Here is a 19,727-nt window from a genome sequence, read left to right on the forward strand (position 1 = left end):
TATCTCTATCATTATGTATTCGATTTTATTTTCAGCTTTCCTTCAATAAGAGCAGAAATTTCAGCGAATTTTTTTTCAAACTCTTGAGGGTCTGCTGTATCGGACATATCAAACCATTCCACATTCATCTTGTTTCGAAACCAGGTTAGCTGTCTTTTTGCATATCTTCGTGAATTTTGCTTCAGATTTCCTACAGCGTCCTCTATCGAAACACGCCCATTGAAGTATTCATACAGCTCTTTGTACCCGATGGCCTGAATCGACTGGCAATCCTTTAATCCCTGCTTATAAAGGGAATTAACCTCTTCCAGCAAACCTTCCTTCATCATGAGATCAACGCGAAGATTAATGCGCTCATACAACTTTTCCCGATTCATCGTTAGCCCGATCAGTGCGGTATCATAAAGAAGTTCAGGATCCTGATTCTCCTGATAATCCGACATCGTTTTTCCGGTACAATGAAAGATTTCCAGAGCTCGGATCACCCTGCGGATATTATTGGGATGGATTTTGCTTCCGCTTTCCGGGTCAATTTCCATCAGCTCTTGATAAAGCGCTTCGTTCCCTTCCCCTTCCGCGCGTTCTTCCAGCTTCTTTCTGAACTCGTCATCTGAAGGAGCATCAGAAAATTGATAATCGTAAATGACTGATTGAATATATAATCCCGTGCCCCCGACGATCATTGGTAGTTTGCCTCTTAAAGTGATTTCAGAAATTTTGCTTCGGACAAGCTCCTGGAACTCTGCTGCAGAAAAAGGGTCTTCCGGATTTTTGATATCAATCAGATGGTGTGGAATACCTTCCATTTCTTCTTTTGTAATCTTGGCGGTGCCTATATCCATGCTTTTATATATCTGCATGGAATCGCCGCTGATAATTTCTGCATTAAACCTTTTAGCGAGGAGAATGCTTAATTTTGTTTTACCAACTGCTGTAGGGCCAATCAGCACTACAAGCTTTTCTTTTTCGCTCATCTGTTCACTGCCTTTACTGCCGTTCTATTTACTATCCTACCATAATGCAGGAAAATTTTTCAGGTATCATTTTACCATTCTTAATAAAAACAGAACATCTAAGCAGTATAGTCAGATTTTACCCTTCTTATTCGACAAGTTTCCTAAAATTTTCATGAAAGATTACATTTTTTTAACGATTCCATAACAAACAGAGGTTGGCCCCCATATTCATGTTAATTTATTAGAAGGCTATATTGTGACTTTATAAATTGGAAATAGGTGAATAATTCATGATAAATACATCTGAAATTGGTATTGATTTAGGAACAGCAAACATTCTTGTATATAGTAAAACAAAAGGGATTATCTTAAACGAACCTTCTGTTGTTGCAATTGACACAGAAACGAAAAAAGTGTTAGCAGTTGGTAAAGAAGCCAAAGAAATGATCGGTAAAACACCAGGACGAATTATCGCGATCCGTCCGCTTAAAGATGGGGTTATTGCTGATTATGATACAACGACAGAAATGCTTCGCCAAGTTATGCGAAAAGCATCGAAAAAAGTCGGATTTGCAATCAGAAAGCCTAACGTGGTTGTATGTACTCCTTCTGGTTCTACTTCGGTAGAAAGAAGAGCGATCCAGGATGCAGTAAGAAATGCTGGTGCAAAAAAGGTCCATCTTATTGAAGAGCCAGTTGCAGCAGCAATCGGTGCAGGCATGCCAGTTGATGAGCCAGTCGCAAACGTCGTTGTAGATATTGGCGGGGGTTCAACAGAAGTGGCCATCATCTCCTTTGGCGGCGTTGTGGCCTGCCACTCCATCCGCATCGGCGGCGACAGACTTGATGACGACATCATTCAGCATGTACGCAAAGAATACAATGTCCTTATTGGTGAAAGGACAGCTGAACAGGTTAAAATGGAAATTGGCTATGCATTAGTCAATCATGAGGAATTGACAATGGAAGTGCGCGGCCGGGACCTTGTGACTGGTTTACCTAAAACAATCACATTGTCTTCATATGAGGTTCGCGATGCAATGAAGGAAGCTCTCCTTCATATTCTTGAAGCAATCCGTGCTACTTTAGAAGACAGCCCTGCTGAACTGAGTGGTGACATCGTTGACCGCGGCGTAATCTTATCAGGTGGCGGTGCCCTGCTTAATGGCATGCAGGATTGGCTATCACAAGAAATCGTCGTACCTGTACACCTCGCTCCAAACCCGCTTGAATCTGTTGCGGTTGGTACCGGGGTAGCATTAAAGTATATTGATAAACTTCATACATTGGTAAGATAATTTAAATAAGGAGCATCCATTTTGCAAAATGGGTGCTTTTTTATTTTGAGCACTAGTCGTTGTTAGATAAAAGGAGAAGCAGGAGCCAATCGGAAGGGAAAGTGCCGTTGAATATTGGTTTTCACCGGAATCAGTCGGGTTAATTGTGCCGATCAGTTGGGGAACTGACTCTTAACCGTCTCTTATCTCACCGAATAATGCCATCAAATAGGGAATCGAACTCTAATCGGAACTTATCTCACCGAATAATGCCGATCAAATGGGGAATCGAACTCTAATCGGAACTTACCTCCGAATAATGCCGATCAAATGGGGAAATCGCTTCTCATCGGCACTTATCGGACAGAATAGTGCCTACCTTTGTTTACATAATATAATTATTGTCCAACTATACAAAAAAACGCCAAACCCATTCGGGTTCAGCGTCGTTTTACATTACCCTCTTGAACATTTTCTCCATTTCATAAGTAGAGTAATGAATAATAATCGGGCGGCCATGCGGGCATGTGAACGGATCTGATGTCCGGCGCAACTCATCCAGCAGTGCTTGAATTTCATCCTTGCGCAGGTGCTGGTTCGCTTTAATAGAAGCTTTGCAGCTCATCATGATCGCAGCTTCCTCTCGCAGCTTTTTAATATCGACTCTCTTCATCGCTAATAGCTGTTCAATCATTTCCTCAATGATTTCCTGTTCCTCGCCTTTTGGCAGCCATTGCGGATGAGATCGGACGATAAAGCTGTTATAGCCAAACGGCTCCAGGAACACGCCGACTTTTTCCAGTTCAACTTTGTGTTCATCTATTTTTATATAATCGTCAGTTGAGTATTCGAAGGTCAGGGGTATGAGCATTTCCTGCAATTCGCTTTCCACCTGGCCGACTTTTTCTTTGAAGTACTCGTACTTAATCCGTTCCTGGGCAGCGTGCTGGTCGATGATGTAAAGGCCTCTATCGTTTTGGGCAAAAATATAGGTCCCATGCATTTGCCCGATCGGATAGAGCGGCGGAACCCGGGATGGTTCCTGCTCATTAGGAGACTCGGCAAAAAACGGATTTAAACCTGCCGCCCTTGGCTCTTCTTTCTGGAACAAATGCTGATCTTCTTTTGGATATTCTACTGCTGAAGAAACACGATCCTCGCAGGGATCTTCCTGAACAGAATCACCTTCAGGACCAAAAGGCGAAGGGGAAAAACTTCTCTGGCTAAGCTGAGCAGTATGGGGTACCTCAGTTTTAAGAGAAAAGCTCCGCGAAGTGCTATCCGGAACAGCTTCTTCCCTCGTTTCACGCACATAAGAAGATGCAGAGATATTCCGTTCTTCTTTCTCCGGCAAGTGATCCAGCTCCAAAGCAGTCTGCTCCGACTTTGGCTTCATGCTCTTCGGCTGCGTAAACCCGGACGGAATCAGCTCTTCCTTTTTAAAAGCAGCCTTAAGTGCACTTGATACAAGCTCATTCAATTCATGCTCCTTGCTTAACCGGACTTCCATCTTGGAAGGATGGACATTGACATCCACAAGAAGCGGATCCATTTCAATATTCAACAGGACGATCGGATAGCGGCCAATTGGCAAGAGGGTATGATATCCCTCCTGAATGGCCTTTGCCAGTGAATAATTTTTTATAAAACGTCCGTTAATCATAGTGGAGATATAATTGCGTGATGCTCTTGTAATCTCCGGCAATGCTGCATAGCCGCTTATTTTAAAATCAAGCGAGCTCGCTTCAATTGGAACCATCTTTTTTACGATGTTCAGCCCATAAATCGCTGCAAGCACCTGGCGGACATCGCCGTTCCCGTTCGTCTGCAGGAGCTTGCGGTCATTATGAATCAGGCGGATAGCGACCTCTGGATGGGCAAGCGCCAGCCGGTTCACCACATCGGTTATATTGCCAAGCTCGGTGTGGATTGTCTTCATATATTTCAGACGGGCCGGCGTGTTGAAAAATAAATCGGTCACGGTGAGATCGGTCCCTTTTCTGCCAGGCGCTTTTTCCATCACCTCTACTTTTCCGCCTTCAGTGACCAGGCGTGTGCCGGCTTCGCCAGTCGAGGTTTTCATTTCGATCCGCGAAACGGACGCGATACTCGGCAATGCCTCGCCGCGGAATCCGAGCGTGCGGATGCGGAAAAGGTCATTTTCATCTTTTATTTTGCTTGTGGCATGGCGATGAAATGCATTAAGGACATCATCCTCTTCAATTCCGTCGCCGTTATCAATGATCCGGATTTTTGCCAGGCCAGCTTCTTCTACTTCAATTTCAATAATTGTGCTCCCGGCATCAATCGAGTTCTCCATCAATTCTTTAACTACTGATGCAGGCCGCTCTACCACCTCACCGGCAGCAATTTTATTTGAAAGCGAGTCATCCAGCTGTATGATTTTCCCCATCTCGTCACCCCCTGTTGGCTAGTTCTTTAGTTTTTTGTGCAGCTCATATAATGTATTTAATGCCTGCATTGGCGTCATATCAAGGATATCGAGCCCTTTCACTTTGTCGATAATCTTCTTTTCCTTCGAGCTGACCTGAGACTTTTTCGCTTCCCCCGGCTCTTCTTCAAAGAATGATAATTGAGCAGCAGGCTCTTGTACTTTTTCAGCGGCAGGCGCCTTACTAATTTCCTGTTGCGAAGTACTATTTGCCTCCACATCCTTGGACTCAAGTCCGGTCAGGATTTCATTTGCTCTCACAATCAGCTCATTCGGCAGCTCGGCAAGCTGAGCAACATGAATACCGTAACTCTTATCCGCTGCTCCTTCTTTAATTTTATGAAGGAACACAACCCGGCCGTTCTGCTCAACAGCACTGACATGGATATTTTTCACTTTTCCCAACTCTTCTTCAAGTACAGTCAGCTCATGATAGTGAGTGGAAAATAACGTTTTTGCACCAATCCGGTCATGAATATATTCAATAATTGCCTGCGCCAATGCCATGCCGTCATAGGTTGACGTTCCACGGCCGATTTCATCAAATAGAATCAAACTATTTTGAGTAGCATTTACAATCGCGTTCCTTGCTTCAAGCATCTCGACCATGAAGGTACTTTGGCCAGAAATTAGGTCATCAGCAGCACCGATTCTCGTAAATACCTGGTCAAAGATTGGCAGAACTGCTTCGGAAGCAGGCACATAGCAGCCAATTTGAGCTAAAATAGCTGTCAGCGCGATTTGGCGCATGTAAGTACTTTTACCGGACATATTCGGTCCTGTAATCAGCAGCATTTCCCTGTCTGCATCCATATTACAGTCATTGGGCACATATTCCTGTGCGTTCATGACCTTTTCCACCACTGGATGACGGCCGTCTTTAATATAAACCCGCCTTTCGTTTGAAAAAACTGGTTTTGTGTAATGCCTTTGCTCGCTAACTGCCGCAAAGCATTGCAGAACATCCAATTCACTAACCGTTTTAGCCAGCTTTTGCAATCTAGGAATATATTCTTTTACATATTCGCGGACATTGGTAAAAAGCTCATACTCCAGTTCGACACACTTCTCCTGTGCCTGGAGGATTAGCGCTTCTTTTTCTTTCAATTCAGGCGTAATAAATCTTTCCGCATTTGTCAGCGTCTGCTTGCGTTCGTATTGGCCTTCCTGTAAAAGGTGCAAATTGGAGCGCGTTACTTCTATATAATAGCCGAACACACGGTTAAAACCGATCTTTAGCGACTTAATGCCTGTTTTCTCCCGCTCCTGCTTCTCTAGCTGGGCGATCCAGGTTTTCCCATTCCGGCTGGCATCCCGATATTGATCCAATTCTTCATGGTAGCCATCCTGAATGATATTGCCGTCTTTAAGTGAAAGAGGCGGATTCTCCATGATTGCACATTCGAGCGTATCGGCCACCTCTTCACAGGCATCCAGCCGTTCAGCCAGTTTTACTGCCTCATCATTTGGCAGCCCCCTGACCATATCTTTTAAAATCGGAATCTGCTGAAGTGACCGTTTAAGCTGCACCAAATCACGTGCATTCACATTTCCGAATGCCACCCTCCCGGCAAGGCGCTCAAGATCATAGACTTCCTTCAGCTTTTCCCGGATTTCTTCGCGTTCAAAGTAAGAACCGATTAATGTTTCCACAATGGAATGGCGGCGCTTAATTTCTATTTCGTTAATAAGCGGCCGGTCAATCCACTGCTTCAAAAGCCTTCCGCCCATAGCCGTCTTTGTTTCATCCAAAAGCCATAGCAATGAGCCTTTCTTCCCTTTGCTGCGAATCGTTTCCGTTAACTCCAAGTTCTTTTTCGAAAAATAGTCGATCTTCATATATTGGCTGATTTGATAGGTAGCTACTTTTTGAAGATGATCGAGGCTTCTTTTTTGAGTCCGATACAGATAGTTTATAAGTCTGGACGATGTAAGCCTAAGCTTGTCCTGGTTTAAATCTGAAAGCAGGTTTTCATAGGAATCACGAATCTCGCAATCGTCCTCCAATGAAATCGCCATGACCGAACGCTCTTTTATTTTCCGCTGCCATTCTCCGTTAAAATCAGAAGAAATGACGATTTCTTTCGCCCCTGACAGAGACAGCTCATTTAATACTTCCTCAAACCCTCCGCTTAGCATCGTTACCTTCGTTTCACCTGTAGATAAATCATTTGTGGCAAATCCAAACGTTTCCCCATCAAAAGCAGAGATAGAGGCAATGTAATTGTTTTCTTTTTCCTGAAGGCCTTTGCCTTCCATCATTGTCCCAGGCGTAATAAGCTGGACAACTTCCCTCCGCACAACGCCTTTTGCCTGTTTGGGATCCTCAGTCTGCTCACAGATGGCTACTTTATAGCCTTTTTCAATTAGTTGTTCAATATAGGCAGGTGCTGAATGGTACGGTACTCCGCACATCGGAATTCGCTCTTCCGTACCGCCCTCCCGGCTTGTTAATGTAATTTCCAGTTCCTGCGATGCCTTAAGCGCATCATCAAAGAACATTTCATAAAAATCACCAAGTCGAAAAAATAAAAAGGCATCCTGATATTCTGCCTTTACTCTTAAATATTGCTGTATCATAGGCGTGTATGCTGCTGCCATAATTTCCTCCAACGTCAAATAATCTATTCATTTTCTATCCCAGTTTTCAAAGATACACTCTGAGAACGTCTTTTTCATTATATCATAGATTGTTATAGGACTCAGAAGTGCAAAATTTGGGGAAAAATAAAGTTTCTTGCTTTTCAATAACTTAGTTTAATATGGTGAGTTGATTGCAGCGAAAATCAACGGGCTGAATTCATAAGCAAAAACAACAATCTATGTGTAAAGAGCCCAAAAAAACAGCTCTCCGAACAGAGAGCTGCCTATCTTTCTTAGTTATTAATATATTTTTCAAAAACATAGCCAAAGTCTTTTACATTGTATTTCTTGCGGCTATTCATCAGCCAGTTGAAGGCTGTTTCGTTTAATACTCGGAAATTGTCCACTACGTTTGAATCCTGATTTGAAGTTGAGCGGCCCAATGTGCTGGAAGCCAAGTTTAAACTTTTTTCAGCATACTCCATTGATACTTCATTTTCACGGCAAATCTCGGAGATGCGAATTAGAGCTTTGTATAAATCTTTCAATTCTTCTATATGCTTTTTATGTACGTCGATGGAAAATGCCTCGGACCCAATCACAAATTTGATTTCAATGTCCAAATCGACCGTCCCTGCTGTTTCGAGCATCACATTGGAAATACTATATTCTCTATAGCTGTAGCGCTTAAGCGTTCGCTTTTTGCTGACTGCACTTGTTCCATCCAAATGGATAAGGGCTTTATTTGTAAAGCAATATTCATCTGATTTGGATTTAATTAGGAAGTAAATCTTTTCATTATCTTCATGAAGCACATAATCATCCGCATCGACTTTATCATAATCTGCCGGCTGGATTACACTTCCCACATCGCTAAGCCCTAACACGTCAGAGGCAACTCTTTTAAACATAAACTCTCAACCTTTCCATAATCATTTTTCTACTGCCCTATTTTAACATATTTAGGAAAAAGATAGTTTATTTTTTTAAGTGATAACTGTTTTCGCAAACTTTGTTGCTTTTTAGTGAAGAGTGGTTGATTTCCGCTCCAGGATGCTCAGCGAACGCGGGGCGGGCGGTGAGCATCCTCGGGGCGCAGCGCCTGTGGGGCCTCACCGGTCCCACTCCTCCCGCTGGAGTCTCGCACCTTACGCTCCAGTCAACCAACCTTATTTTCAATGTTTCTATTCACAAATCTATTCAAAAACAACAATCTTTTAGAAAACAGCCTTAGTGATAGCTCTGTAAAATTGGCATGTTGATTTTCGCCACAGGCACTCAGGAAACCGCGGGCAATCTTGGTGCTCCTCAGCGCGCACCGCGGAATCTCCCTTTGACACACTCCTCCAGGACTTTGCGAAATAACACGGCACGAAGAAAATGGGTGCATTTTCGCGGATCTCGAGTCCATCGCTCTAATCAACAGGGATCTAAAATGAAAAGGAGCTTTAACTCAGCCAAGAGTTAAGAAGAAAACCTTCAAAAGACGATAGCTCTATATACCCGCCGTATTCATCAATACAATCCGCCAGCCATCCGGATCCTCAATGGTTACTCCGCCCCTTCCCCAGTATGGATTTTCAGGTTCTACCTCTCCATAGCCCATGCCGGCAAGTCTGTTAACCATCTCATCCCGTTCAAACCGGTTGGCAATATAAAAAACTAAAAGATGTTCTTTTGTAGGAAGAGGAAGATCTATTATTTCTTTCGATTGTGTGAATTCGATATGATATTGACTATCTGGCAGGCCCAGCATGATTCCATCATAGCCTTCATGCTGCCTAAATTCACCGACTCTCTCCAGCCTTAAAACCTTTTCATAAAAGTCAATGAGCTTTTCCAGCTGGTTTGTCGGGCGGGCCATGCGAAATTGAACCGCTGGCATACTTCCTGTCCATTCCTTTCTAACGATGATTTCATATGGATATTCTTTGTGCTTTAAAGTTGCATTTCTATCACCTGCAGCAAAAATTTTTATAGGAGAAATAACAGCCGGCCTTTCAGTGGGGTACCAATGGCGACCTTCCTTAACGAGGACAAGAACTCCCTGGGTGTCTCCATAAAAAGCAAACGTCTCACTGGAATCGATTTGTTCATTTACCAAAATCTTATTTAATTCCTGCTCCATATCTGCAATATTAAGGACGGGCAAGCCTATTTCACCCACATCATGCCAGCCGATCCCTTCCTTTTTTTCTCCTTCAAACGGCCGTTCCAGCATTTCAATGATATTTCCATCCGGGTCCACAAAATAAGCCTGTTTTCCTTTCCAAAACATGCTATATTCGCCTTTGCCATTTGAAATAAGTACGCTTTCCTGGCCCAATTTTTGATACATATGATCAAAGTAATCAGCATTTGTCCGGAAACACATATGATAAAAAGGAGTTGTTTCATCTTTTTCAAACAGGATTTTCGTTGTGCCAGCCATTATAGTAAAATAATGTTCCGTTTCTGCCATTAACTCCATCTCCAAGACTTTTGTATAAAAAACTTTCATACTATCTAAATCATGGCATTTTAAATTCAGCTGATATATCTTCATCTTTCCATCTTCCCTTCATGGATTTATGTCTCCATTTTAATGAAATAACCAGCACATGAATTCAGACTAAAGGCGGAAGAACAGGTAGTCAATTCGCTTGATTAATTGCCCGCTTTTATACAAGTTTCTATGCTGAAGCAAATTTTTACTTTGTACTGTTGATTGAACTGAAGGGACGAGATCTTCGAAAAATGGATTCGCACTTCCTTAGTGCGGTGTTTACTGGAGCATGCTTGTTCAAGTTTTGGAGGAAAGCTTACCCAAGGGAAACCCTGAAGGAATCGAATGCCGGGCAGCATCCGGCCCTAATCGCTGAGTGCCTGCAGCGGTAATCTGCATACAAATTTAAAAGAGTCAGTCAAACAAAAAGAAAAACTAGGAAGCAAAACCTCCTAGTTTACATTTACTCTTCTTCAGTTCCAACTAAGAAATCTGGATTTAAATCCTCGAATTCTTCATCATCTACATCAAGGCCCCAAACGTCGTCATCATCGCAGTCACATTTGTCTGGATGAACGGCTACACAAACCTTTGTTTCGCCGATCACTTCGACCATGAACTCTCTTTCAACAGTGACGATAATTTTATTTCCGTTCGGGGAAATGACAGCTTCACAGCAATTCGGCTGCTGCAGTACGCGAGCGATGACATCCTGGTCATCCAAACAGTCCGGATCACGGTATTTTAACTTAATGACATCTGTATACTCAACACGTTCGGTAACAACTTCAGTTTTTGTATTATTGTTGAAAGAGTACCAAACGTTAATGTCATAACGGCCGCAGATTTCTACTGTTTTTCCAACCTTTTTCGCCTCGTACGTATGGTTTATGATCCAGCAGCCAAGTATGCTTGACGGATGGTGTGATGGGCAAATCGTGTGATTGGACTGTGTAAATTTACGTCCTTTCGCAACGACTGCCTTCGTTATAATCTCTCTGTAGTCTCCCATTGCGAGCGAACCCTCCTCATTCATTTTCAATTCATCCTATGCGGGATATTAGACTAGTGTGCGATAATTTTTGATGAATGTTAGGCAAAAGTATTGGCATGATTTATAGTATGCCGGGACCGGGCGAATGTTCCGGTTTCAGCATTTTGATTAAGGGGAATTGATTGCTCCAATGCTGGGATTCCGGCTGCTCTTTAGCAAATGGGGCAAATGCCCATTTATCCTTGGGCTGCTGCTATCCCTATTAGGTATACATATAAAAAATGCACGTTTGTCCTACTTCAAACGCGGATACAGCTTGGCTCATGCATCAATATAATAAACTAACGAGAAGGAGGTGAACAGGAATGGCAGACAAGGAGAACTCCAGTTATAAGGTTTCAATCAATGGTAAAGAGCTGACAGGAGAAGAAGCAAAGGAATATGCAGAAAAAATGGTTGCCAAATTAACAGACTCATTGGGCGGATATTACTCCAAAGGGCTGGATAAAATCCAATCGGATGAACTAAGAGAAAGTATAAAAGACGCAATGAAACCATTGAAAAACTTGGAAGGGCTCTGCTCGAAAAATTCCTCCGGGATCGGCAATATGATTCCTTCACTAAAAAATCTGCTGCCTGTTGTAGAAACATCAGAGGATTATAAACAGGTTAAATTATCTGTTAATGGAAAAACACTTTTAGATATGGACCTTTCTAATCTAACGAAAAAGGATTCTTAGGAAGATTTGACGACAAACTATGCCACTTCAACTATTTGGAGGAGGTGAATATCCATGCTATCAGGAAGATGCTATGATGACCAGGAAAATAACAGCATATTGCCATTTGGCGATAATGTAAATGGTACAGACAGTGGTGACGAAGCTGAAGCTTTTACGTTTGCTGCGCAAGCTAACCTTCCGCAAACAAGCTTTAACGGCCAGCTGCCAATCTCTGTTGGCGGATTTGCCGTCAATGCTGCTTTGATCAATATTCCAATTCTATCAGCTCAGTATAACATTGCAAATGGCGGCGACTCTACAGCTATTGCTGTTAATGGCACTACTCAGCAGCAAAGCAACAAAGCGTAACATCGCTATGCTGCTGTTATAAAAAAGAGATTACTATTTATCTATGCAGAGACTTAAAAATTGTCCAAAAAGAAGGGAGGGAGTACCATGCTAAATAACACCACCAAAAAACTGGACTTAGATCCAGAAGTACTCAAGCAGCTGGGTATTCCAGAGGAGCTCATTGAAATGGCTGCCGAAGCTGGAATACCGTCAATCAATAATCACGCTGCAGGCGGTACGGGAGGACGGGCTATTAACCTCACATATGTCGATAACTACTCGACATTACTTCTCGTATACACCTTTCTCCTGAACTTTTTGGACAAAGAATCAGACGATACAGGAACAAAAATGCTAAATCAATCTCTTTTATCAACATTAAATGCTGCCATAATAGAGCAGCAGGAATATCGCAAAGAGTTTTTAAAAGCAGTAGATTTATTGCGAAACCAGTAAATGGCCCACAACCCATGGCCAACTTGATTTTTCCTCCCTTAATATAGAACGTAAAAAAACACCCTGCATCTCATAGGTGCAGGGTGTTTCGGTTTATTCTATTAGTGGGAGCAGCTGCTGTTTTTATTTTTCGATCCTGTTTCCCCGCTTAACAGATTTCCGCCTGTAGAAGTAATGACTTCGTCTGTTACAGTGTTGGAAATAGCATTTGCCACAATTTGCAGCAATTCATTTACATCAACTTGGGACTGCTTGAACTCCTGGACTACTGGAATTTCATCAAGTTCTTTTTCAAGAGCAGCAATTTTATCTTCAGTTTTCTTTAAAGCCTCTGCTTTACCATAATGCTGAAGATTTACTGCCTGCTTTTGCAAGCCTTTGATTGTAGTAATGGTTGCACTAACCTTTTCATTTCCATTAATCTGTGCTTCTGCACGCTTGAAAAATTCTACTTCTTCAGTTTCCGCGATCATGCGTGCCAAGTCTTGTGCACGTTCTACGATCTCATCTTTTGTATACTTTGCCATATTACTTCACCTCAACCGCGTCTAGTTCTTCAACCATTTCTCCGTTTAGGGACCATGTTTTTGCATCTGTTACTTTTACTTTAACCAGTTTGCCAATGGCTGTTTTTGGCCCTTTAAAGTTAACCAGTTTGCTCTTTCTAGTGTAGCCGGCAAGGACTTCCGGATTGTTTTTGCTTTCCCCTTCAACAAGAACTTCTACAACCTCGCCCTGGTATTTTTTCATCGCTTCAGCAGATAGCTCATTAACAAGAGCATTCAGGCGCTGCAGACGCTCTTTTTTCACTTCCATTGGCACATTATCCACCATTTTGGCAGCTGGAGTGCCCTCACGCGGCGAGTAAATGAACGTATAAGCAGACTCGAAGCCTACCTCACGATACAGGGATAGTGTTTCTTCAAACTGCTCTTCTGTTTCATTTGGATATCCGACAATGATATCAGTTGTAAAAGTAGCGCCAGGTATAGCTGCCTTAATTTTACGAACAAGCTCTAAATATTGTTCTCTTGTATATTTACGTGCCATGATTTTCAAGACATCTGTTGAACCTGACTGTACAGGCAGATGGATGTGCTCGACAAGATTTCCGCCTTTTGCGAGCACTTCAATCAGATGATCATCAAAGTCACGAGGGTGGCTTGTTGTAAAGCGGATGCGCGGAATGTCGATTTTGCGGATTTCATCCATTAAATCGCCAAGACCGTATTTCATATCCTCAAAATCTTTACCATATGCGTTTACGTTTTGGCCAAGTAGGGTAATTTCCTGGTAGCCCTGCGCGGCCAATTGGCGCACTTCCTGGATAATATCTTCAGGACGGCGGCTTCTTTCTTTACCGCGAGTATAAGGCACGATGCAGTAGGTACAGAACTTATCGCAGCCGTACATAATGTTTACCCATGCTTTAATATTGCCGCGGCGTACTTTCGGAAGGTTCTCAATAACATCTCCCTCTTTTGACCAGACTTCAATAACCAGCTCTTTGGACATATAGGCTTCTTGAAGAATGTTCGGCAGGCGGTGGATATTGTGAGTTCCGAAAATCATGTCAACCTGATTATAAGTTTTAAGGATTTTGTTCACAACGGATTCTTCCTGGGACATACATCCGCAAACACCTATCAGAACATCCGGATTTTCTTTTTTCAAATGCTTGAGATGACCAAGCTCACCGAATACTTTGTTCTCGGCATTTTCACGGATTGCACAAGTGTTAAGCAAGATGACATTGGCATCTTCCACTGTATCTGTTGGTTCATAGCCAAGGCCAAGGAAAATCCCAGCCATAACTTCTGTATCATGTTCATTCATTTGGCAGCCATACGTGCGGATATAAAACTTGCGGCCCTTGCCCATTCCAAGAAATTCTTCCGGAATGTCAAAATCTTTATGGTATTTAACTTCTTCTTTTCCGCGTTTTTTCGCTTCCTTTAAGGAAGGAGGAGTATAAACTGTTTCAAAGTATTTGCTGTAATCCTTTGCGGATTTTTTGTCCGAAGGATTTGCTGTTTGCACTTGCTGGCCTTCTAAGCGTTGTTTTTCGTTCATCATTTATCCCCTTTCTCTTTCTTTGAGTAAGCATCTATCATTTTTAACTCCATTTTTAGCCATAATAATAAAATGTGCAACAATGGAATTTATATATATGCACATTATTATAGTATAAGGGTTTAGCTGGGTTAAAACAATAGAAAACCTTATCCTGCCTCTAATCAGGCAGCTACTACATCTATGTACATCCAGGGGCACTTTTAATCCTGCACAAATAATAATAATAGACTTTTTCTTCTGGTTTTGCCGTGACTATTGTCACTATGATCAATGGAAGGGCTCTAATCTCATAGATTGTTGTTTGTACTTATGAATTCTGTCGACTGATGTCCTCCGCGGGGATTTGCTATCACCGCGGAGGAATGGGTGCCCTTCACCTGAGTGGTCCCATTTCCCTCAATTCCACTGGAGTCAAATGCCCTTCGGTACAACTAACTTAGCAATTAAACTTAGTCAGCCGTCTCAAACAACAAACTTTACGAAAACAGCCATTGAAGAAAAAGACAAAAAAGAAGCCCGGGAATTCCCGGACTTCATCTCATTATTACATAAATTCTGCTGCAAGTTTATCAAAGTGAGCCTGGTCAAGGTTAAGGTCAGCTTTTGATAAAGGAGTTTCAGAGTATCCTGAAAGCATTTCCTGGTAAGATTTGCGCTCAGTATTCTGGTAGATTAAGCCTGTTACTAGGCCGTCGTGCTTCATAAGCGTCTGCATCGCCAATTCGCGGTTGGAATTGTCATAGCCTTCAATATCGCTTAATTTAGTAAGGTTTTCTTTGAACCAGTCATAAGTGTTTACTTTGTTATAAGTAACACATGGGCTGAATACGTTGATTAAAGAGAATCCATCATGCTGGATTCCTGCTTCAATTAATGCAGTCAAATCCTTCAAGTCTGTTGAGAAGCTTTGCGCAACGAAAGTCGCACCTGCTGTTAGTGCCATTTCCATTGGAGAAATAGCCTGTTCAATGGAACCTTGAGGTGTTGATTTCGTTTTGAATCCAGCCGCAGAACGCGGTGAAGTTTGACCTTTTGTTAAACCATAGATCTGGTTATCCATAACGATATAAGTAATATTTACGTTACGGCGGATCGCATGGATCGTATGGCCCATTCCGATTGCGAATCCATCTCCGTCACCGCCGGAAGCGATAACAGTCAGATCGCGGTTAGCCATTTTAACACCCTGGGCGATTGGCAATGATCGTCCATGGATGCCGTGGAAACCGTATGAATTGATATAGCCGGAAATACGTCCGGAACAACCGATACCTGAAACAACTGCTAGGTTTTCAGGCTCTAAACCAACATTCGCTGCCGCACGCTGAATCGCCGCCTGCACGGAGAAGTCCCCACAGCCTGGACACCAGTTTGGTTTTACATTATTTCTAAAATCTTTAAATGTGGCCATTTAGAACAACTCCTTGCATTTTGTGTGAATTTCATGTGGCAAGAATGGATTTCCGTCGTACTTTAATAGCTTGTGAACTTTCTCAGCATGTCCGACGTTCATCTTCATGATATTTGCTAATTGTCCTGTAGCATTGTTTTCTACTACAGCAATTTTCTTAGCAGATTTTACAAGCGGCAGTAATTCATCTGCAGGGAAAGGATGAATTAAGCGAACTTGTGCATGGTTAACTTTAACGCCATCATTTTCAAGGCGGCCCATCGCTTCTTCAATAGCACCGCGAGTAGAGTTGAACCCTACGATTAACAAGTCTGCTTCTTCATGAGGAGCATTCTTGTGAACTGGTGTATTGAATTTGATGTTTTCAACCTTACGGAAACGCTTATCCATTTGCGCGTTACGGTTAGCAGCTGATTCTGAAGGTTTTCCAGTCTCATCGTGCTCAACACCGGTAACATGGTGGATACCGTTCTTCATGCCAGGGATTACACGAGGAGAAACTCCATCTTCTGTAACCTCAAAGCGCTTGAAGTAGCCTTTGTTTTCAATTTCAGGAAGCTCTTCTGTTGCAAGCTTTCCACGTCGGATTTCCACTTTGCTGAAATCAAGCGGCTCCACTGTTTGCTTTCCTAGAGAAAGCTGCAGGTCAGAAAGAACAATAACAGGGCATTGATATTCTTCAGCTAGGTTGAATGCTTCAGCAGTATCATAAAATGCTTCCTGCACAGTACTTGGCGCAAGAACGATTTTCGGAATCTCACCGTGAGTACCATAAATCATTGCCATTAAGTCTGATTGTTCCTGTTTTGTAGGAAGTCCTGTTGAAGGGCCTCCACGCTGGGTATCAACAATAACAAGCGGAGTTTCTGTAATACCAGAAAGACCGATTGCTTCCATTTTAAGAGAAAGACCAGGACCAGCAGATGCTGTAATAGCACGAACTCCCGCATAGTTGGCACCGATTGCCATAGTGGCTGCAGCGATTTCGTCTTCTGTCTGGATAACAGATCCGCCAAGCGCCGGAAGCTTCATAATCAAATATTCCATGATTTCGGATGCTGGTGTAATTGGGTAAGCTGCCATGAAGCGGCAACCGCCGGCAAGCGCACCAAGAGCGATCGCATCATTACCAATCATGAATAGACGCTTCATGCCATCCGCTTTTTCAAGCTCCATTAATTCTACATCGTCGCTAAGCTTTTCTTTCATGAAGTCAAAGCCAGCCTGGATTGCTTCCATATTTTTGTCTACAACCTGCTGTCCTTTGCGTCCAAAAATCTCTTGAACAACTTCTTCAAATACTTTAATATCTAAGTTTAGAACTGCACATGTTGCTCCAACGGCAACCATGTTTTTCATTAGAGATGTTCCTAGTTCAGTAGCAATCTCTGTAAATGGAACCGCATACAATGCTGCTTTCGTATCTTCTGGCTGTTTAGGATCAAACTTTGCATCTGCAATCATGATCCCTTTATCATGAAGTTCTTTGTAGTTTAAATCAATTGTTTCCTGGTCAAAAGCTACCAGAATATCTAAATCGTCCGAAATTGAGCGAATTTGTGACGTGCTGACGCGAATCTTATTATTCGTGTGCCCGCCCTTAATGCGTGATGAAAAGTGGCGGTAACCGTACAGGTAGTAGCCTAAACGATTTAATGCAATGGAAAAAATTTCTCCGGTACTCTCAATACCTTCCCCTTGCTGTCCTCCAACTTTCCATGAAAGTTGATTGATCATGTCTTACACCCCTTTAGTTACGTTAAGAAATTATGTAAAAACGTTTCATTAATATAAGTGTAGTACTTGTCCAGTCCTCCTGATGGTTTAGCCCTTGTATTACGGCTATTTTTTGGAAGATGAATGGGTACTAAACGCTTTCAATTCTAGACCTATGTGTCTAAAAAAGCAACCCTTTCTGAATATTTATTGGCTAAAAGATGAATATTTTTTTATTTTTTGAAAAATGATAAATACATTGATTTTTTTCAGGGTGAAATGTCACCGGCAAACCCTTGTGATACTGGTTTTGTAACATTATCACCTTGGAAACCGGTTATAAAAATTCCGAAATAAAAACTTTTCAGCCTGTATATCAGTATAGTATTTTGTGAGTTCGTTCATCAGGTAATCGTATTTTCTTGCATTCTCTAAGCCTAGCACCCTCCCATCTGTACCATCAAAATCAGAACCGAAGCCGACATGATTCTCTCCCCCAAGTGAACATACATGTTCAAGGTGCCTTAATATATCTGTAATGGTTGCAGTCTGTTTGCCAGAAAGAAATTCGGTTACAAAAGTGATCCCCATAACACTATCTCTTTCGATCAGCGCTTCTATTTGATCATTAGATAAATTTCGGGGGTGCGGACAAAGCGAATAGCAATTCGAATGGGAGGCAAATGGATAGTCACCCCACTCCATCACATCCCAGAACCCTCGCTCGGATAGATGGGATACGTCACACCATGCTTCAGCAGCATTTAATACAGAAACCACTTGCTTGCCAAAAGAGGACAATCCGGCTCCCCTTTCTTCCAGGACGCCGTCCGCTGCACAATTTCCGTAGTTCCAAGTCAAGCCCACAGATGATACACCAAGCCTGAGAAGAGTTTTTAATTTAAGAAGGTCACACCCAATCGCATCACAGCCCTCCAATGTAAGCACAGCTCCTATCTCATCACTCTTCAGCCGGTCAATATCCCGTCGGCTGGAAATAAGCTTTACTTGCGGATAAGCTTTAAGAACTTTTTCATAAAATAGATCGACCATATATAAAGCTGCATTAAATTTCATTTCAGGATGGACAGACTCCGGTACATATATGGCAAAGCATTGGACCTTTAGCTGTGAACCCTGCAGCCCTTCAAGATTGACCTGCAGCTTGCCTGAATCCTTAAAATCTATCTCCCGATCCATAAATATTTTATAAAGGACATCGCAATGCGCATCAAAAATTTTCATTCGCTGTCTTCCTCTCCTTTTTTCTCAATAGACTTATCTTATTAAAAAAAGAACCTGTTTGCCTATGCTGCAAACAGGTTTTATTGTATTTGCCTAAATTTATAAAATGTGATCTTATGCATATGACAATGGATGACTCCTAATTCTGCAGCCTTTTGGCTACCGTGGTTCCACAATCAATTTGATTGCTGTCCGCTCTTCACCGTCAATCAGAATATCCGTGAATGCCGGGATACAAATTAAATCCACTCCGCTAGGCGCTACGAATCCTCTTGCGATCGCTACTGCCTTAACAGCCTGGTTCAATGCACCCGCACCAATTGCCTGGATTTCTGCACTTCCTCTTTCGCGAAGAACCCCAGCAAGCGCACCAGCTACAGAATTAGGATTAGATTTTGCTGAAACTTTTAATATTTCCATTCCTAGCTCCTCCTCGTTTTACCCCTCCTGCATGCCCTGCTCAAAGCGCTGGCTGCCCTTCTCTCAGGCTTAATGCCTTACGTAAGGGCTTACCCTTTCATCTTTATTTCCGGGCTTACACACGACTGCTTTGATGGAATTTAGCATCAGGTATATATATCATTCCATTGCTACTATATTCAGTATTGAAAACACATATTCCGGCTTGGACAAAAAAAGCAAATATTCAGGCTTAATTTATTTTTATCGCGGCAGGATGTCAGCTGCGATTCTTTGGGATTTGGTGAAGTTGTGCAATATAAATAAAATGAGATATTTTCTGCTGGTACATGCTAGACAAATCTTATTGCGCGTTAATCTGGCAGCTGAACTTTAAAACAATCAAAGATCCTGTTTTTTAAAATTTGTCCCTTCAAGGGGATATTCTCAACCTTTTTTCTCTGCATTCGCATCAATTCCACCCCATTCACTTCACTTTTTTTAATTTATGCATCACTGCAGCCAATTTACGCTCAACTTTTTAAAAATATGAAGTAATTCAGGCATTTTACGTTCACTTTTTAAGGCTCAACGTCAAATGTTG

General features: G+C 42.3%; 16 protein-coding genes and 1 pseudogene. 4 read left to right on the forward strand and 13 right to left on the reverse strand.

Annotated features, from left to right (window positions below):
- Window positions 1-11: 11 nt before the first annotated feature.
- Entirely contained in the window at window positions 12-974 is a 963-nt protein-coding gene (gene miaA / locus J7I93_RS23440) for a tRNA (adenosine(37)-N6)-dimethylallyltransferase MiaA (protein WP_214729077.1), read from the reverse strand.
- 272 nt (window positions 975-1,246) lie between these two features.
- Between miaA and mreBH the strand changes: the two genes are divergently transcribed.
- Window positions 1,247-2,254, forward strand: coding sequence for a rod-share determining protein MreBH (mreBH, locus tag J7I93_RS23445; protein ID WP_214729079.1), 1,008 nt, complete (start codon window positions 1,247-1,249; stop codon window positions 2,252-2,254).
- Window positions 2,255-2,684: 430 nt separating this feature from the next.
- On the opposite strand, the gene mutL is transcribed toward mreBH, so the two are convergent.
- From mutL to J7I93_RS23470, 6 genes and pseudogenes are all read right to left on the reverse strand, one after another.
- Window positions 2,685-4,646: a DNA mismatch repair endonuclease MutL gene (gene mutL, locus J7I93_RS23450; protein ID WP_214729081.1), complete on the reverse strand. Its 1,962-nt coding sequence runs from the start codon at window positions 4,644-4,646 to the stop codon at window positions 2,685-2,687.
- Window positions 4,647-4,664: 18 nt separating this feature from the next.
- The gene (gene mutS / locus J7I93_RS23455; protein WP_214729083.1) at window positions 4,665-7,286 is read right to left on the reverse strand and encodes a DNA mismatch repair protein MutS; all 2,622 of its coding nucleotides are present in this window, start codon (window positions 7,284-7,286) and stop codon (window positions 4,665-4,667) included.
- Window positions 7,287-7,561: 275 nt separating this feature from the next.
- Window positions 7,562-8,179 (reverse strand): PH domain-containing protein, encoded by a 618-nt coding sequence (locus tag J7I93_RS23460; RefSeq protein ID WP_214729085.1) that lies wholly within the window; start codon window positions 8,177-8,179, stop codon window positions 7,562-7,564.
- Window positions 8,180-8,763: 584 nt separating this feature from the next.
- A complete protein-coding gene (locus tag J7I93_RS25275; RefSeq protein ID WP_251025977.1) occupies window positions 8,764-9,153 on the reverse strand; it encodes a VOC family protein in 390 nt (129 codons plus the stop codon).
- A gap of 345 nt (window positions 9,154-9,498) precedes the next feature.
- Window positions 9,499-9,813, reverse strand: a pseudogene (locus tag J7I93_RS25460) (VOC family protein); the annotation flags it as partial.
- Window positions 9,814-10,216: 403 nt separating this feature from the next.
- On the reverse strand, window positions 10,217-10,765 hold the full coding sequence (locus tag J7I93_RS23470; protein WP_214729114.1) for an outer spore coat protein CotE: 549 nt from the start codon (window positions 10,763-10,765) through the stop codon (window positions 10,217-10,219).
- A gap of 347 nt (window positions 10,766-11,112) precedes the next feature.
- Here J7I93_RS23470 and J7I93_RS23475 point away from each other — a divergent pair, with 347 nt between their 5' ends.
- From J7I93_RS23475 to J7I93_RS23485, 3 genes are all read left to right on the forward strand, one after another.
- Window positions 11,113-11,487 (forward strand): hypothetical protein, encoded by a 375-nt coding sequence (locus J7I93_RS23475; RefSeq protein ID WP_214729089.1) that lies wholly within the window; start codon window positions 11,113-11,115, stop codon window positions 11,485-11,487.
- A gap of 54 nt (window positions 11,488-11,541) precedes the next feature.
- Complete coding sequence (locus J7I93_RS23480; RefSeq protein WP_214729091.1) at window positions 11,542-11,838, forward strand: hypothetical protein; 297 nt, start codon at window positions 11,542-11,544, stop codon at window positions 11,836-11,838.
- 87 nt (window positions 11,839-11,925) lie between these two features.
- Entirely contained in the window at window positions 11,926-12,276 is a 351-nt protein-coding gene (locus J7I93_RS23485) for a hypothetical protein (RefSeq protein ID WP_214729093.1), read from the forward strand.
- 101 nt (window positions 12,277-12,377) lie between these two features.
- Here J7I93_RS23485 and J7I93_RS23490 read toward each other — a convergent pair whose 3' ends face one another.
- The 6 genes from J7I93_RS23490 to spoVS form a co-directional block, all read right to left on the reverse strand.
- The gene (locus tag J7I93_RS23490; RefSeq protein ID WP_214729095.1) at window positions 12,378-12,803 is read right to left on the reverse strand and encodes a YlbF/YmcA family competence regulator; all 426 of its coding nucleotides are present in this window, start codon (window positions 12,801-12,803) and stop codon (window positions 12,378-12,380) included.
- A gap of 1 nt (window position 12,804) precedes the next feature.
- Entirely contained in the window at window positions 12,805-14,349 is a 1,545-nt protein-coding gene (miaB, locus tag J7I93_RS23495; protein WP_214729116.1) for a tRNA (N6-isopentenyl adenosine(37)-C2)-methylthiotransferase MiaB, read from the reverse strand.
- Between the two features lie 547 nt (window positions 14,350-14,896).
- Window positions 14,897-15,763, reverse strand: coding sequence for a 2-oxoacid:ferredoxin oxidoreductase subunit beta (locus tag J7I93_RS23500; RefSeq protein WP_214729097.1), 867 nt, complete (start codon window positions 15,761-15,763; stop codon window positions 14,897-14,899).
- Window positions 15,764-17,500 (reverse strand): 2-oxoacid:acceptor oxidoreductase subunit alpha, encoded by a 1,737-nt coding sequence (locus tag J7I93_RS23505; protein ID WP_214729099.1) that lies wholly within the window; start codon window positions 17,498-17,500, stop codon window positions 15,764-15,766.
- Between the two features lie 300 nt (window positions 17,501-17,800).
- Window positions 17,801-18,724, reverse strand: coding sequence for a dipeptidase (locus tag J7I93_RS23510; protein WP_214729101.1), 924 nt, complete (start codon window positions 18,722-18,724; stop codon window positions 17,801-17,803).
- A gap of 159 nt (window positions 18,725-18,883) precedes the next feature.
- Complete coding sequence (gene spoVS / locus J7I93_RS23515; protein ID WP_026585459.1) at window positions 18,884-19,144, reverse strand: stage V sporulation protein SpoVS; 261 nt, start codon at window positions 19,142-19,144, stop codon at window positions 18,884-18,886.
- Window positions 19,145-19,727: the final 583 nt, after the last annotated feature.

The sequence above is a fragment of the Bacillus sp. ISL-47 genome, assembly GCF_018613175.1.
Taxonomy (GTDB): Bacteria; Bacillota; Bacilli; order Bacillales; family Cytobacillaceae; genus Cytobacillus.